Annotated in this window: 13 protein-coding genes; 2 read left to right on the forward strand and 11 right to left on the reverse strand. The window is 57.2% G+C overall.

The window, feature by feature from the left end; translation table 11 throughout:
* Positions 1–128: 128 nt before the first annotated feature.
* Positions 129–2,327 carry a DNA helicase II gene (gene uvrD, locus ACT3TY_RS03380; protein WP_441677721.1) on the reverse strand — a complete coding sequence of 733 codons (2,199 nt, stop codon included), beginning with the start codon at positions 2,325–2,327 and terminating at the stop codon, positions 129–131.
* An 86-nt stretch (positions 2,328–2,413) separates the two neighbouring features.
* A complete protein-coding gene (hexR, locus tag ACT3TY_RS03385) occupies positions 2,414–3,268 on the reverse strand; it encodes a transcriptional regulator HexR (RefSeq protein ID WP_172116806.1) in 855 nt (284 codons plus the stop codon).
* Between the two features lie 272 nt (positions 3,269–3,540).
* Here hexR and ACT3TY_RS03390 point away from each other — a divergent pair, with 272 nt between their 5' ends.
* Positions 3,541–3,759 (forward strand): PA3496 family putative envelope integrity protein, encoded by a 219-nt coding sequence (locus ACT3TY_RS03390; protein ID WP_087110325.1) that lies wholly within the window; start codon positions 3,541–3,543, stop codon positions 3,757–3,759.
* A 71-nt stretch (positions 3,760–3,830) separates the two neighbouring features.
* Here ACT3TY_RS03390 and ACT3TY_RS03395 read toward each other — a convergent pair whose 3' ends face one another.
* Positions 3,831–5,174 (reverse strand): sodium-dependent transporter, encoded by a 1,344-nt coding sequence (locus tag ACT3TY_RS03395; protein WP_444627335.1) that lies wholly within the window; start codon positions 5,172–5,174, stop codon positions 3,831–3,833.
* A 152-nt stretch (positions 5,175–5,326) separates the two neighbouring features.
* Complete coding sequence (locus ACT3TY_RS03400) at positions 5,327–6,181, reverse strand: DUF72 domain-containing protein (protein WP_444627336.1); 855 nt, start codon at positions 6,179–6,181, stop codon at positions 5,327–5,329.
* Positions 6,182–6,291: 110 nt separating this feature from the next.
* Here ACT3TY_RS03400 and aroQ point away from each other — a divergent pair, with 110 nt between their 5' ends.
* Positions 6,292–6,738 (forward strand): type II 3-dehydroquinate dehydratase, encoded by a 447-nt coding sequence (gene aroQ, locus ACT3TY_RS03405; protein ID WP_172116809.1) that lies wholly within the window; start codon positions 6,292–6,294, stop codon positions 6,736–6,738.
* A 219-nt stretch (positions 6,739–6,957) separates the two neighbouring features.
* Here aroQ and ACT3TY_RS03410 read toward each other — a convergent pair whose 3' ends face one another.
* The 7 genes from ACT3TY_RS03410 to glyA form a co-directional block, all read right to left on the reverse strand.
* Positions 6,958–8,340, reverse strand: coding sequence for an L-serine ammonia-lyase (locus ACT3TY_RS03410; protein WP_444627338.1), 1,383 nt, complete (start codon positions 8,338–8,340; stop codon positions 6,958–6,960).
* Positions 8,341–8,494: 154 nt separating this feature from the next.
* Complete coding sequence (purU, locus tag ACT3TY_RS03415; protein WP_172116811.1) at positions 8,495–9,361, reverse strand: formyltetrahydrofolate deformylase; 867 nt, start codon at positions 9,359–9,361, stop codon at positions 8,495–8,497.
* A gap of 66 nt (positions 9,362–9,427) precedes the next feature.
* Positions 9,428–10,075 carry a sarcosine oxidase subunit gamma gene (locus ACT3TY_RS03420; RefSeq protein WP_444627340.1) on the reverse strand — a complete coding sequence of 216 codons (648 nt, stop codon included), beginning with the start codon at positions 10,073–10,075 and terminating at the stop codon, positions 9,428–9,430.
* A complete protein-coding gene (locus ACT3TY_RS03425) occupies positions 10,068–13,109 on the reverse strand; it encodes a sarcosine oxidase subunit alpha family protein (RefSeq protein WP_444627341.1) in 3,042 nt (1,013 codons plus the stop codon). Before ACT3TY_RS03425 ends, ACT3TY_RS03420 begins: the two co-directional genes overlap by 8 nt.
* Entirely contained in the window at positions 13,106–13,495 is a 390-nt protein-coding gene (locus ACT3TY_RS03430; protein WP_444627342.1) for a sarcosine oxidase subunit delta, read from the reverse strand. Before ACT3TY_RS03430 ends, ACT3TY_RS03425 begins: the two co-directional genes overlap by 4 nt.
* A 12-nt stretch (positions 13,496–13,507) precedes the next feature.
* On the reverse strand, positions 13,508–14,758 hold the full coding sequence (locus ACT3TY_RS03435; protein ID WP_192526867.1) for a sarcosine oxidase subunit beta family protein: 1,251 nt from the start codon (positions 14,756–14,758) through the stop codon (positions 13,508–13,510).
* Positions 14,759–14,804: 46 nt separating this feature from the next.
* Positions 14,805–16,133: a serine hydroxymethyltransferase gene (gene glyA / locus ACT3TY_RS03440; protein WP_192526868.1), complete on the reverse strand. Its 1,329-nt coding sequence runs from the start codon at positions 16,131–16,133 to the stop codon at positions 14,805–14,807.
* Positions 16,134–16,391: the final 258 nt, after the last annotated feature.

A 16,391-nucleotide genomic window follows, 5' to 3' on the forward strand; every position in this document is an offset into this window, starting at 1 on the left:
GGCGGCTATAACTCCGAATAAATACGATTATTATTGCGTTACGCGTGAGCGTACGTGTCCGCTCGCCAGTATGCGCTAACCCGGTTTTATTGGGCAACCTGTTAAGACACTTCCCCTTAACATAGGCGTTACAGCGGGATTAGCTTGGCAAACCCCAGCACTAGCCACTTAACGCCCTCGCCTTCAAAGCTCACTTGTACTCTGGCGCGTGCGCCTTCGCCTTCGGCATTAAGAATAATGCCTTCACCGAAGACGGCGTGGCCAACACGTTGGCCCACATGCAGGGCAGGTAAATCGCCATCGCTTTCAACACGCTGCTGCGCAAAGCTGGTGCGGGCGGCGGTCACCGGGCGTGAGATATGGCCGCGCAGGCGAACCTCTTCAAGCAGGTGCGGCGGTAATTCACGCAAGAAGCGCGAGGGGCGAGGAAACACCTCTTTGCCGTGTAAGCGGCGAGTTTCTGCGTGGGTCAGGTAGAGTTTCTGCATGGCGCGGGTAACGCCCACGTAGCAGAGCCTGCGCTCTTCTTCCAAACGCCCCGGCTCTTCGAGCGACATTTTATGCGGGAACAGCCCCTCTTCCACACCGGCAATAAATACCACCGGAAACTCGAGGCCTTTGGCAGAGTGAAGCGTCATTAACTGTACGCTATCTTCAAACTCTTCAGCTTCATGGTCGCCCGCGTTAAGCGCCGCCTCGGAAAGAAACGCTTCCAGAGCGGCCATGCCTTCGCCCGCCTCGGGCGTTTCAAACGCATCACCCTGGGTAAAGGCTCGGGCAGCAGTGACCAGTTCTTCGAGGTTTTCGACCCGCGCTTGGCCTTTCTCTCCGCGCTCACTCTTATGGTGCTCAATCAGGCCCGTATGCTCGGTGACGTGGTCGATAATTTCGTAAAGGGTTAAGCCTGCCGCGTCGTTATCCAACTGCTCTATCAGGTTGGCAAACGTCTGTACCGCATTGGCCGCACGGCCCTTTAACGTACCGTCCTGAAGGGCATCATGCAGCGCCTGCCAAAGTGAAATACTCTGTTCGCGCGCGCGCAGGCGCAGAATTTCCACGGTACGTGTGCCAATGCCGCGGGTTGGCACGTTGATCACGCGTTCAAGCGAGGCGTCGTCATCGCGGTTAAGCAGTAAACGTAAATAGGCGAGGGCGTTCTTGATTTCCAGGCGCTCGTAGAAGCGGTGGCCGCCGTAAATGCGATAAGGCATGCCTTGACGAATCAGCGTCTCTTCCAACAGTCGCGACTGAGCATTGGAGCGGTAGAGAATCGCAATATCACGGCGGTTAACGCCTTCATCGACCTTTTCTTTGATAGTGTCGACGATATAGCGCGCCTCTTCCAGGTCGTTAAACCCGGCATAGACGGAAATAGGCTCGCCCTCGATACCATCGGTCCACAGGTTCTTGCCCAGCCGGTCACTGTTATGACTGATCAGCGCATTGGCAGCATCCAGAATGGCACTGGTTGAACGGTAGTTCTGCTCAAGACGCACCGTCTGCGTTTGTGGGAACTCCTCCTCAAACCGGCGAATATTCTCGACCTTGGCGCCGCGCCAGCCATAAATGGATTGGTCGTCGTCGCCCACTGCGGTCATGGGGGTTTGCATGCCGCTCAGCAGCTTTAGCCAGGCATACTGCAAGGTGTTGGTGTCCTGAAACTCATCCACCAATATGTGCCCAAAGCGCTCACGATAATGATTTAAAAGCGCCGGGTTATCCCGCAGAAGCTCAAGACTTCTAAGCAGTAGTTCACCGAAATCCACCAGCCCGCCGCGTTCACAGGTCAATTGATAGCGCTCGTAAAGCTCTACCATTTGCGCCATGTAGGCATCGCCGTCAACGTTCACCTGATGCGGGCGTAAGCCCTCTTCCTTGCAGCTTGAGATGAACCCCTGGACCTGACGCGGCGGAAAGCGCTCATCGTCAATGGCGTAATCCTTGAGCAGCCGCTTCACCAGCCGGAGCTGATCATCGGAGTCAATGATCTGGAAGTTTTGCGGTAGCCGAGCGTCCTGCCAATGGGTTCGAAGCAGGCGGTGAGCAATAGAGTGGAACGTGCCTACCCAAACATGGCGCAAGGAGATTCCCTGCAGGGCTTCAAGGCGCGTGCGCATCTCGCGGGCAGCCTTGTTGGTAAAGGTAACTGCCAGTAGCGCATAGGGCGACAGGCCCTCTGCTTGCATCAGCCAGGCAATTCGGTGAACCAGTACCCGGGTTTTACCGGAGCCTGCACCGGCCAGCACGAGAAGATTGCCCTGAGGAGCGCTGACTGCCTCACGCTGGGCTGTGTTGAGCTGATCGAGTATCGCCGTGACGTCGTCCATAAAAGCCGCTGCCGGATCGAAAAGGGGCGGCTAGTTTAGCACAGCAGGCGAACTGGCTGTGCATACAGGCGTTAGCGTACGACGATTTAGTTGTCTTCAGGGTAGCGCAGGGTGTTCAGGCTTTTCTTCACCGATTTAAGCTGCTCAGCCAGTTTGGGGCCGCGGGTTTTGGCAACGCCTACAGCGAGCACATCAATCAACACCAGGTGGGCGATGCGAGAGCTGAGTGGTGTGTAGATCTCGGTATCTTCGTGAACATCAATATACAGCGGCAGGCTGACCTCTTCTGCCAAGGGGGAACCGCTGGGGCACAGGCCAATCACTGTAGCGCCCGCTTCACGGGCCAGGCGCACGCTGGCGACCAATGCTTTGGTCCGGCCCGTTTGAGAAATAGCCACCACCACATCGCCCTCTTTAAGGGTCACTGCCGACATGTTCTGCATGTGCGGGTCCGCATAGGCCGATGTAGATATCTGTAAACGGAAAAATTTGTGCTGCGCATCAAACGCGACAGCGCCTGAGGCGCCAAAGCCGTAAAACTCCACCCGATTGGCCATCGTCAGCGCATTAACCGCTTGGCCCAGTGCGTCGTTATCGAGCCGGTCACGTACCGAAAGCAGGGTGCCGACCGTGGAGTCAAAAATACTGTGTGAGAACTCAGCAACGGAGTCACTATCGTTCATTGAGAACTGCGCGAATTGGCTGCCAGACGCCAGCATTTGCGCTAACTGCAGTTTAAAATCCTGAAAGCCATTGCAGCCCAGGGCGCGACAGAAGCGCACCACGGTAGGCTCGCTAACGTTGGCTTCGGTGGCGAGGTCAACGATCCGCATGTGGATAACCTCGTCAGGATTACGCAGTACAAAGCGTGCCACTTTTTGTTCGGAGCGGCGAAAGTGCTCCATGCGGCGTCTCATCTCATCGAACAGGGCGCGACTCACGTTCAGCTCCTCGATTATCCAGTGCGCGCGTTTTGCACTGCGCGCTTTGCTGTATTTGTCAGCATTTGCCACAGTATGCCTGAGTGATGGCATAAAAGGGCAGCGAAACGATGTTTAGGCGTTCGTTTAAAAGGCGTTAACGCATTTCGCCAGGTTTCGTCATCATACTGTCAAGTAAGGTATAGTAAGAAGTGAAGTGTCGCACTGCATCATTCAACAGTCGCCACAGATGCAGGTGGACGAAGACATATTCACCTGGAGGCACGTCGATCATGAAAAACGTCGAACGAATTACCTCGGTCAAAAGCGAGTTGCTGGATATTTTTATGGGCATGGAAGTGGATGAGCATGCTCAGCGCCAGCGTAGCGCCGCACAACGCAATTTACGGGCTCGCCGAGGAATTGAGCTGCATCGGGAGTTTCAGAAGTTATACCGGGATATCGCCCCCCTGCCAGACGATGACGAACGGCAAGAGAGCGAGTTGCACTAACGGCATGTAGCTCGGTGTTTAAGCAGTACCCACATGGTGCTGCCCTGCCAAGCGGCAGGGCGTAGGCATCGCTAGATCAAGCCGGTCAGGAATACGATAATCACACCGATTGGCGCCACGTACTTGGCGAGTAGATTCCACAAGGTGAAATCGTAGATATCTAACCGTAGCTCCTTGCGCGCTTCTTCTTTGTCCAAACATAGCGAGAAGAAGATAATCGCGCCTAGGCCCGTCAGCGGCAGCAAAATCTTGCTGGTGAAGGTGTCGAGGAAGTCAAAAATGTTGAGGCCGAATAACAGTACCTCGGACCACACATTAAATGACAGCAGCGCCGCCACACCGAGTACCCACACCGCAATACCGCTCGCCAGTGTCGATCCTACCCGGCTCAAGGGCGTGCGCTCTTCGATTGTCTCAACGACTGGTTCCAGCAGCGAGATAGCCGACGTAATGGCGGCAAACGTCAGCAGCAGGAAGAACATCAAACCGAGAATAGTGCCGCCCGCCATGTTGCCAAAGGCCAGAGGTAGCGTTACGAAGATGAGTCCTGGGCCTTCGCCTGCGCTTAGCCCGTTGGCGAACACAATGGGGAAAATCGCAAGACCTGCAAGCAGGGCAATGACCGTATCCAGGATGATAACGGTACGCGCTGTGCTAATCAGGTTGACGTCTTCGCCCAGATAAGAGCCATACGCCATCATGATGCCCATACCCAATGATAGGGTGAAGAAGGCTTGGCCCATCGCCGCTAGTACGACACCACCGTCGAGCGCACCCCAGTCAGGGCTGAACATGAACGCAAGTGCTTCACCGAAGGAGCCGCTTGTTACGCCATAGCCGACCAGAATCAAAAGAAGCACGACCAGCGCAGGCATCAGAAGTCGTGAAGCGGCTTCAAGCCCCTTGGTCACACCACGCGCCACGATACCAATGACCAGCACCATGAACGCGGTATGCCAAAGCAGAAGCGTTGTAGGGCTGCCCAGCAGGTCGCCAAAAATAGCCCCGACGGCATCAGCATCCTGGCCATTAAACGTCCCGATCACCGACCCCAGCGTGTAATTGAGTGACCAGCCGCCGATAACACTATAAAAAGATAGAATTAAGAAGGCCGCCAGAACGCCACTAATACCGATAGTTGCCCAAGCCCTGGAGCGCCCGTGACGCGTGGCAAGGTCGGACATGGTGTTAATCGGGTTTTTCTGGCCCCGGCGACCAATCATCCATTCTGCTACCAGAATGGGTAGGCCAACCAGCGTTACGCATGCAAGATAGACCAGAACAAAAGCAGCGCCGCCGCTTTCACCGGTCATATATGAGAAGCGCCAGATATTCCCTAAGCCTACCGCTGAACCGGCAGCTGCAAGCACAAAGCCCATACGCGATGACCATTGTGCATGTGCAAGTTTTGCCATACATCACCTACTGTTGGTTGAATTGTAATAAGCCGCTATGCGCCCCATTTACGCATGTTCGAAAAGCACAGACGGCTCTGCGCTTTTCAAAGAGTATGCGCAATTTATCCGATCAAGAGGCCCCGTGCCAGTTAGGTTAAATTAATATTAGCTTAAAACAACAGGTTTTGTGCCTCACCTGGAAAGTCGCTAAGCGGGGGTAGGTCGGCAAGTTCGCCAAGCGCATTGTATAGCTGGCGTGCCATCTCGGGAGACTCGTGATTATCAGCAGTATGCACAAATAAGAAAGGGGTTTTCCCCTGACTTATCCACAGGTGGAGGCGGGCTTTCCAAGGGGCGAAGTAGTGCGTATTAATCGTTTTGTCAATATGGCCAATAAAGCGAATGACCGGAAAATTACCTGTGGAAAGCACGTGTAACGGGAGTTTCGGCTTTTCCTGCTGAGCATGGGCAAGCCCCGCGTGGCCCTCGGCAGGGGTTGAAAAGACAGGGCGTACATCCAGCATTACACGGTTGGCACAATAAGTTATCAACAATTGGTTAAGCGCTTTTTCAGCTGCGCCTTTGTGGAAAAAAACAGGATGACGAACTTCAACCGCGCATGGTAAGTGAGCGGGCCAAGCAGCCAGTAAGGCCTCTAGCTTTGGTAGCTCCTCGGGACCAAAGTCGCGCGGTAGTTGGACCATGGTAGGGCCGAGACGATCATGCAGTGGTTCAAGTGCGGCTAAAAAGGACCAGACATCATCCAAATGGGTAAGCCGCTGGTCATGGGTGATACTGGCAGGTAATTTAAAACAGAAGCGAAAATGAGCAGGTGCCTGGCGAGCCCAAGCGGCAACGGTTTCGGCCTTTGGCGCACCGCTATAAAAGGTCGTATTGCCTTCCACGCTTGAAAATACGCTGGCATAGTCGCTGAGCAGATCTGTCTTGGCGTGGCGGGCATACAGGCTGCCTTGCCAATCCTGGTTGGCCCACATGGGGAGGCCTAGGTAGAGGGGGAGGGTCATGGGGCAACGAGCCTGCTGCATTTATAAAGCGTACTAATGTAGCATGAATAGATGTTTTAACGCCGCCGTATAACGGGTCGATAGCCCTCAATAACAGACAAGGAAATCCAATGCCGACTACGCCACGTGTCCTGGTGCTCCATGGCCCTAATCTTAATTTGCTGGGTGCTCGGCAACCGGAAATCTACGGTGCTGCAACGCTTGATGACGTCAACAGTCTGTTACTTGAAAAGGCGACGACTGCGGGGTGGAAAATTGACTGCCTGCAGAGCAATCATGAAGGCGTGCTGATTGATGCCATTCATGCGGCAAGGCTGGATGGAACCCTAGCGATCATTATCAATCCAGCCGCCTATACGCATACCTCAGTAGCCATTCTGGATGCGCTCAACGCTTTCGATGGGCGGGTCATTGAAGTGCATATTTCCAATGTGCATAAGCGCGAGAGTTTCCGGCATCACTCCTATATTTCGCTGCGCGCGGACGGTGTGATTGCGGGGCTAGGCATACAGGGATACTTGGCGGCAATGGATGCTGTCGTGAATGGCGTTTGTTAAGCGAGCTTGTTGGCTGGTGCTATCGCAGCCAGTCTTGGGTGGGCAAGATTATAAAAAGGTAGGCGTTTTAACTGGGAATGTGTGCATGCTTTGGAGGGTCGTGGTCAGTGTAAAAACAGATAACGTTCCCTGTCATACCGCTAGGTATGACAGGGAACGTTATTGATCCTACCAAAATGATCTGCAGACACACGTCTTCTCTTGTTGGCCAGCTTTTACCTAACACTCAATCGCATTAACCGCCAAACCACCCTTGGACGTTTCCTTATATTTGTCCAGCATGTCTTTGCCGGTATCACGCATGGTGCGGATAACTTTATCTAAAGAGATAAAGTGAGTGCCGTCGCCGCGCAGGGCCATTTGGGCGGCGTTGATCGCCTTGACGGTGGCAATCGCGTTGCGCTCGATGCAGGGCACCTGAACCAGCCCGCCTACTGGGTCGCAGGTCAAACCAAGGTTGTGTTCAAGACCTATTTCAGCCGCGTTTTCGACCTGCTCAGGCGTGGCGCCCATCACCTCGGCCAAGCCAGCGGCGGCCATGGCGCACGCTGAGCCCACCTCGCCCTGGCAGCCCACTTCGGCGCCGGAGATGGACGCATTTTTCTTGCATAGAATACCGATGGCACCGGCGGCAAGCAGGAAGTCCACCACATTGCGGTCATTGGCACCCGCCTGGAACTTCATGTAGTAGTGCAGCACGGCGGGAATAATACCCGCTGCCCCGTTGGTCGGGGCCGTGACCATGCGCCCGCCCGCGGCGTTCTCTTCGTTCACCGCCAGGGCAAAGATGTTGACCCACTCCATGGCGGAAAAGGTTGTGGCGATCAGGCAGTCGTTCTGCTCGGCCGCCTGCAAGCGCTGATGCAGCTGCCTTGCCCGGCGTTTAACGTTAAGCCCACCGGGCAGCACGCCTTCATGGGTCAGACCGTTATCAATGCACTCGCACATGGCCTGCCAGATGCGCCACAGCTCGTCTCTCACTTCCTGCTCGCCGCGCCAGGTTTTCTCGTTCTCCATCATCAGGCGGCTGATACTCATGCCTTCGCGCTTACAGATGGCGAGTAGTTCTTCGGCGGAGTTAAAGTCGAAGGGGATCTCGGCGGTGTCCATGTCTTCAAGCTTGGCATCTACCTGGTTTTGGTCAACCACAAAACCGCCGCCTACCGAGTAGTACGTGTTGGCGGTCAGCAGGCTGCCATCTTCGGCAAAGGCGCAAAGTTTCATGGCGTTCGGGTGATGGGGCAGGCTCTCTTCATGAAAGATAATGTCCTGGTCCCATTCAAACGTGACATCTTTCTGGCGCCCCAGCGATAGGCAGCGCGTCTCTTTCAACGCCGCAATCGTGGTGTTGATAGTCGAAGGATCGATGGTGTCCGAGCGTTCGCCCAACAAGCCCATGATAATGGCATGGTCGGTTCCATGGCCGATGCCCGTGGCGGAAAGCGAGCCATACAGATGCACTTCCAGGCGGCTCACCTGGTCGAGCAACTGGCTATCGCGCAGAACGGCCGAAAACTTGAAGGCCGCCATCATGGGGCCGACCGTGTGTGAGCTGGAGGGGCCGACGCCAATTTTGAAAAGGTCGAAGACACTAATAGGCATGGAAGACCTCTGAATGGGAAATAAAAAGTCGACTCACCCAACGTTGGACAGGGGAATCGCGAATTAATGCCGCGTAACCTGGTCCTGGCGTCGATTAATGAGCAGACTTGATGATTGTTCTGTGGATGAAAGGAATAGCGTCAAGCAAGCGCGGCTAGTTGCCAAATACCACCGTGCGCCCATTGTGCAGAAAGACTCGCCGCTCAAGGTGATAGCCAATAGCGCGGGCGAGCGTCAGACACTCTATATCGCGCCCTTTGGCGACCAGGTCCTCAGGGTAGTGTGCATGATCAACTGGCTCCACCCCTTGAGCAATAATCGGCCCCTCGTCCAAGTCGTTATTGATGTAGTGCGCCGTAGCGCCTACCAGCTTAACGCCTTTTTCGTAGGCCTGGTGGTAGGGCTTGGCACCTTTGAAGCCCGGTAGTAGTGAGTGGTGAATGTTGATGGCTCGCCCGCTCAACAGCTCGCACATGCTCGGTGACAATACCTGCATGTAGCGCGCCAGAATTACTAGCTCCGCCCCGGTATTCTCAATAATCTCGAGTACCTGGGACTCCTGCTCGGTCTTGGTCTCGGGCGTGATAGGCAGATGATAGTAAGGCAGATCATGCCAGCTCGCTAAGGGCTCAAGATCCGGGTGATTGGAGATAATCGCCTTGATATCCAGTGGCAACTGCCCGGTACGGTAGCGATAGAGTAGGTCGTTTAAGCAGTGATCTGCCTTGGATACCAGAATGACCGCACCCGTGCGCTTGGCGGGAGGGGTCAGCTCAAACGTCATGCCGAAGTCGGTGGCGCGTGGCAGAAAATTCTCCTGAAACGCCTGCTCATCAAACGCTTCTCGCTCGGGACGAAACTCCGCTCGAATAAAAAAGCGTTCACCCAGCCGATCATCAAATGAGCTTAGCTCGGTGATATAGCAGTGCTGCTCTTTTAAAAAGCGGGTCACCACATCGACCGTGCCCAGAATGCTGGGGCATTGGGCGGCAAGTATCCAGGTATCCGTCATTCGGCTCATGGCGCTTCTCTTTCATCAGCTTGATCAGCAGTCAGGGCAGGCCGGTGGTACCGGCCTGCCGGCTTATTATTGTGTGTCGATACCATATTCCGCCGAGGCGTCGAGCAACCAGCGGTAGCAGTAGTCGGCAAAACTGCGGCGCACCACCAATTCCCAGTGTGTCTCGGAAGGGCGGCGCAAAACCACGGTGGCCTTGGCAAACATGGTGGTTACCCCCTTGCCCACGGTAAATGTGCTGGGATGTACGTCATAGGAGATTGACTTCATCAGCACCTCGCGGGCGTTGTCGCCGCTTAGCGTTAGCACTGTCTGGCCGCCGCTTGCATTGACGATGCTCACGTGGGCATCGCCCAAGGCCTGGCGCAGCGCACTTTCTAGCGCGCCCTCTTCGCCGCCCGGCACAATCACTAGCCACTCGTCGGGTGAGAGCCACTGGATAGTGCGCTCGCCGCTATCGTCGTGTTCCAGAGCATTGGGCTTGGCCGGTAGGCTCATGCCCAGCGTGGCGCGAACCGCTTCATCGAGCACGATGGCCCCGCCGCGCAGCACCAGGTGGCCCAGCAGTGCTTTTTCACGCAGGACAACGCCTGCCTGACCGTTAGTGCGGGGCGCCGGGTGCTGCTGGTAGCTCCACGCCAGAGGAGATTCGACCTGCGGATTGCCGTCGGGCACGGTGTTGAACTCGCAAACGTTAGGTACACTCGCGTTAGACATGCTGGCGCTCTCCTTTTGGATCGATGAAGACAGGGCTTACGATTTCAGCTTCATGCACTGTGCCATCGGTCATGGGAATATAGACGGTCTGCCCCATCCGCTCGTGACCACCCATTACCACGGCAAGGGCGAAGCCGTGTTTGAGCGAGGCGCTGTAGTAACTCGACGTTACGTGCCCCTTCATGTCCATAGGGATCGACTGCTTGCCGTCAAAGACGACCTGGGCGCCTTCCTCCAGTACCACGCTTGGGTCTTTGGGTTTCAGGCCGACAAACTGCTTGCGGTCCGTACGGCGGGTATCGGGGCGTGACAGGGCGCGCTTGCCGATCCACGGGAAGGGCTTGTCGTAGCCGATCGCCCAGCGCATTCCAAGATCTTCCGGCGTCACCGAACCGTCGGTATCCTGGCCGACAATGATCAGGCCTTTTTCCGCACGCAGGACGTGCATGGTTTCGGTACCGTAAGGCGTCAGGTTGTACTTTTTACCGTGCTCGAAAAGCTTCTTCCAGACGTGCATGGCGTAGTTGGCTTGCACGTTGATCTCGAACGCCAGCTCGCCGGTGAACGAAATGCGGAAGATGCGCGCGGGCACCTCGGCGACCGTGGCATCGCGCCAATCCATGAACTTGAAGTTCTCTTTATCAAGATTCATGTCGGTCAGCTCGGACAAAAGCTTGCGGGCGTCCGGGCCGGTCACGGTCATGGTTGCCCAGTGGTCGGTCACCGAGTTGAAGTAGACCTGAAGCTCCGGCCACTCGGTCTGGTGCCACAGCTCCAGCCACTCGAGCACGCCTGCCGCGCCGCCGGTGGTGGTGGTCATCAGAAAGTGGTTATCGCCCAGGCAACTGGTGGTGCCGTCGTCCATCAGCATGCCGTCGTCTTTACACATCAGGCCGTAACGCACGCGGCCAAGGGCGAGCTGGGCCCACTTGTTGGTATAGACGCGACCCAGGAACTCGCGGGCATCCGGGCCTTGAATATCAATCTTGCCAAGCGTCGAGGCATCCAGAATGCCCACGCCTTCGCGCACCGCCAGGCACTCGCGGTTGACTGCATCGTGCATGGTTTCTTTCTTGCCATTCACGGTGCGGGGGAAGTACCACGGGCGTTTCCACTGGCCCACGTCCTCGAACTCGGCACCGTTTTCAACGTGCCACTGATGCAGCGCGGTGTAGCGCTCAGGGTCAAACAGCTCGCCGCAGTGACGGCCAACGATGGCGCCAAAGGTTACCGGCGTATAGTTGGGCCGGAACACGGTGGTGCCTACTTCGGGAATCGAGCGTTTCAGGCAGCGTGCAGCAATCGCCATGCCGTTGATGTTGCCAAGCTTCCCTTGGTCGGTACCAAAGCCCAGCGCGGTGTAGCGCTTGACGTGCTCAATGGATTCAAAGCCTTCGCGGGTGGCAAGCTCAATACCCGCCGCGGTGACATCGTTTTGCAGGTCAACAAACTGCTTGGGCGCGCGCAGGGCGCTCTTTTCATGCGGCACTTGATAAAGCGCGCAGGAAGGCGCATCACGCCGCGCTCGCGTGGCGGGTAGGGCAGCTTCCTCGGCGCTGTTAAAGCCGCTATCCAGCGCTGCCTGACACCCAATGCGAGCGCCATCGGCAAGCGTTTCGCCGAGGGCATAATAGCCCGCCACGCCGCCAGCCGACTGCATGCCCTTGACCGTGCCGGGCACAAAACCTAATAACTCTTCGTCCCATGCCGGGCGTGTGCCGGTGTGTGAGGAGAGGTGGATCACCGGGCTATAGCCGCCGGAGGTGGCGATGGTATCGCACTCAAGCTCTTCGGCTTTGCCGGTCACCACGAAACGCTCAAGATCAATGGCCGAGACGCGTGCGCCGGTAACACGCTGATTACCGCGTGCTTCGATGACGGCACTGCCGGTGATCACGCGAATACCGCTGTCGCGTGCCTGGCGAACCAGGTCGCCATCGGGGTTGGCACGGGCATCAACAATGGCGACGACCTTACGTCCAGCTTCTTTCCAGTCGAGTGCTGCGCGGTAAGCGTGGTCGTTGCTGGTGGAGAGCACCAGGCTGTTGCCGGGCACCACCGCGTAGCGGCGAATATAGTTGGAAACGGCGCCTGCGAGCATGGTGCCCGGCAAGTCGTTGTTGGCGTACACCAAGGGGCGTTCGTGGGCGCCGCTGGCCAGCACCACTTGGCGGGCGCGCACGCGGTGCAGACGCGCACGTGATTCACCGGGGAAGCCCGCTTCACGGGCGGTATCGGCCAGGTGCTCGGTACGCCGCTCGTGCAGCGTGACAAAGTTGTGGTCGTGATAGCCGTTGGCGGTGGTGCGTGGCAGCAGCGTCACGTTATCCATCGCGCCAAGCTCTTTTACTGTTTGCTCAACCCAGCGCGTCGCTGAAACGCCATCCAGGGTTTCGCGGCTATCCAGTAGCGAGCCGCCCATCTCTTCCTGTTCATCACACAGGATCACGCGGGCACCGGAGCGCGCGGCAGAAAGCGCCGCGGCAAGCCCCGCTGGGCCCGCGCCAATCACCATCACATCGCAGTGATGATGCATGTGATCATAAATGTCCGGATCGGACTCGGTCGGTGCACGACCCAGCCCCGCGCCCATGCGGATGTACTTTTCGTACGTCATCCACATCGAGGCAGGGGCCATAAAGGTCTTGTAGTAGAACCCTGGCGGCATAAAACCACCGCCCAGCTTGCCTACCCAGCTCATTACGTCACGCTGAACGTTGGGCCAACCATTGGTACTGCGTGCCACCAGGCCGTTGTACAGTCCCTGCTGGGTAGCGCGTACGTTGGGCACCTGGGTGTCATCCTTGGCGCCTAACTGAACGACGCCATTGGGCTCTTCGGCACCGGCGGCGACAATGCCGCGAGCGCGTGAATACTTGAAGCTACGGTTGACGATGTTCACGCCGTTGGCGAGCAGTGCCGAAGCGAGCGTGTCGCCTTTCAGACCTTGGTAACGCTGACCGTTAAAGGTGAATTCAAGCACTTGGGAACGATCGACACGCCCACCGGCATCAATACGATTTTTCTGGGTCATGACGAGGCCTCCTCATTCAGTGCTTTGTTTTCAGGCCGTGCGCCCACGGTCTGCCAGCCGCCATCGGCCACCTGAACACCTTGTTCGTGACGAGCATCGGGCGTTGCCGCCGTAATGCTTGGCTGCTCACCCATGGGGTAGGTTTCGAGAATTTCGTAGGTCACCGTATTGCGGGTGATATTGAAGAACTTGCGACAGCCCACCGAGTGCACCCACATTTCGTGGTGAATGCCGCGCGGGTTGTTGCGGAAGAACAGGTAGTCACCCCACTCCTCGTCGCTGGTGTTGTCCGGGTCGGAAGGGCGCATCAAGTGGGCCTGGCCGCGAGGGTGGAACTCCTCTTCCTCGCGGTGCTCCTTGCAGTAGGGGCAGAAGATATAAAACATGATGGGCTCTCCTCAGTGCGCCACGCCAGCGGCGCCGTGTTCATCAATCAGCGCACCGGTATTGAAACGGTCGATGGAAAAAGGCGCAGCGATGGGGTGCATTTCACCCTTGGCCAGGCTTGCGGCGAAAACATGCCCGGAGCCGGGGGTCGCCTTGAAGCCACCGGTGCCCCAGCCACAGTTGAAATACAGACCTTTAACCTTCGTTTTGGACAGGATCGGGCAAGCATCCGGGCAGGTATCGACGATGCCGCCCCACTGGCGGTTCATACGCACCCGAGAGAACATCGGGAACATCTCGACGATGGCCTGAAGGGTGTGCTCGATGGTCGAGTAGCTGCCGCGCTGGCCGTAACCGACGTAGCCGTTGATGCCCGCCCCGATGACCAGGTCGCCCTTGTCGGACTGGCTGATATAGCCGTGAACGTGGTTGGACATGGTGACGGTATTGAGGACCGGCTTGAGCGGCTCGGACACTAATGCCTGCAGCGGATGGGATTCCAACGGCAGCTTGATGCCCGCCATGTTAGCCAATACGCCGGAGTTGCCCGCCGCCACGCAGCCCACGGTATTGGCTTCGATATCACCGCGGTTGGTGTGGACGCCCAGCACCTTGCCATCGCGAATCTTGAAGCCGGTGACCTCGGTATTTTGCAGAAGATCCACGCCGAGAGCATCGGCACCACGCGCATAGCCCCAGGCCACCGCATCGTGGCGCGCCACGCCGGCACTCTTCTGCCAGGAAGCGCCCATGATCGGGTAGCGGGCGCGGCTGGAAATATCCAGTTGAGGCTCGATCTCCTTGATCTGTTGCGGAGTGACTACCTCGCTGTCGATACCGTTCAAACGGTTAGCATGAACGCGGCGCTGAATATCACGCATGTCCTGCAGGGTGTGGCCCAGATTGAGTACACCGCGCTGGGAAAACATCACGTTGTAGTTCAAATCCTGGGAGAGGCCCTTCCACAGATCCAGCGAGTGGTTGTAAAGTCGCCCTGATTCATCCCATAGATAGTTAGAGCGTACGATGGTGGTATTACGTGCGGTGTTGCCGCCGCCCAGCCAGCCCTTTTCAACCACGGCGACATTCTTGATGCCGAACTCTTTCGCCAGGTAGTAAGCAGTGGCTAGTCCGTGACCGCCACCACCGACAATGATGACGTCGTAGCGCTTCTTGGGCTCAGGGTTGCGCCACTGGCGCTCCCAGTTCTCGTGATGTCCAAGCGCATGTTTGACCAGTCCGAAGCCGGAATAACGTTGCATAAAGTTTCTCCTTGATCGGCTCCGCGGAGCCGGCTGGCGGCTATCGTCAGGCGATTGAGGCGCTATCGGCTACGTGCTCACTGGTGGTTTGGGCTTGGCCATATACCGGGTAGTGGGCACACAGGTCGGCGACGTTTTCACGTACCTGGTTTTCTACGTCAGTGGTGTCCTGCTGGTCGGCCAGTACGTCAAGAATGTCGCAAATCCAGCCTGCCAGGTGCTCACAGTCTGCCTCAACCATTCCGCGGGTGGTTACCGCCGGAGTGCCAATGCGCAGGCCCGAGGTAACGAAGGGGCTTTGCGGGTCGTTGGGCACGGTGTTCTTGTTGACCGTGATATGCGCGCGCCCAAGGGCTGCGTCGGCATCTTTACCGGTAATGCCCTGTTTGATCAGCGAGACCAGGAACAGGTGATCGTCGGTACCGCCGGAAACCACATCAAAACCACGCTCAACGAAGATGCGCGCCATCGCACGGGCGTTGGCGATAACCTGACGCTGGTAGTTAACGAAGTCCTGGTTCATGGCCTCTTTGAATGCCACCGCTTTGGCCGCGATCACATGCATCAGCGGGCCGCCCTGCTGGCCGGGGAATACCGCGCCATTGAGCTTCTTGTAAAGCGTCTCGTCGCCATCGGCGGAGAGAATCAGGCCGCCGCGCGGGCCGCGCAGTGTCTTGTGGGTCGTGGTCGTCACGACATGGGCATAGGGCAGCGGGCTCGGGTAGAGACCCGCAGCTACCAGGCCCGCTACGTGGGCCATATCGACCATCAGATAGGCGCCGACTTCATCGGCGATGTTACGGAAACGGCGCCAGTCGACCACGCGTGAATAGGCCGAGAAACCCGCAATGATCATTTTCGGCTTATGCTCTCGCGCCAGCCGCTCTACTTCGTCGTAGTCGATTTCGCCGGTGCCTTCGACCAGGCCGTACTGGATAGCGTTGTAGTGCTTGCCCGAGAAGTTGGGGGCTGCACCGTGGGTCAGGTGGCCGCCGTGGGCCAGGCTCATGCCCAGAATAGTGTCGCCAGGACTTACCAGCGCCATGAATACCGCCGCATTGGCCTGAGCGCCGGAATGGGGCTGCACGTTGGCATAGTTGGCACCAAACAGGCTGCAAGCCCGCTCGATAGCCAGCGCTTCCACCTTGTCGACGAATTCACAGCCGCCGTAATAGCGCTTACCGGGATAGCCTTCGGCATACTTGTTAGTCAACTGGGTGCCCTGGGCTTCCATCACCAGCTTGCTGGTGTAGTTCTCAGAGGCGATCAGTTCGATGTGGGCTTCTTGACGCGCTGTCTCTTCAGCGATTGCCGAGGCAAGGGCCGTGTCGTAGTTGGCCAAGCGGGCTTCGGGAGAAAAATTATTGTGAGTCATCTGGGTCTCCAGGCTAGTCGCTTATATTCGGTCTGGGAGTTTGTTAGCGTCAGGAATGGCATCACCATTCACGCTATCGTGCCGCGATAGTATCGCTGGGCTTGCCCCCCAAGATGCTTACCGACGTCACCGCTCGGCGTATTTGCGACATTGACGTGAATTTTTTATGGGCCTTTATAAGGCGTCGCTCATTTATTGCTCGACGTCGTTTATAAGTAATTGCGGGTAGGCCGGGTGCGTCATGCTGCGGCAACAGGC

The organism is Halomonas sp. AOP22-C1-8, from assembly GCF_052378905.1.
GTDB classification, from domain to species: domain Bacteria; phylum Pseudomonadota; class Gammaproteobacteria; order Pseudomonadales; family Halomonadaceae; genus Vreelandella; species Vreelandella citrativorans.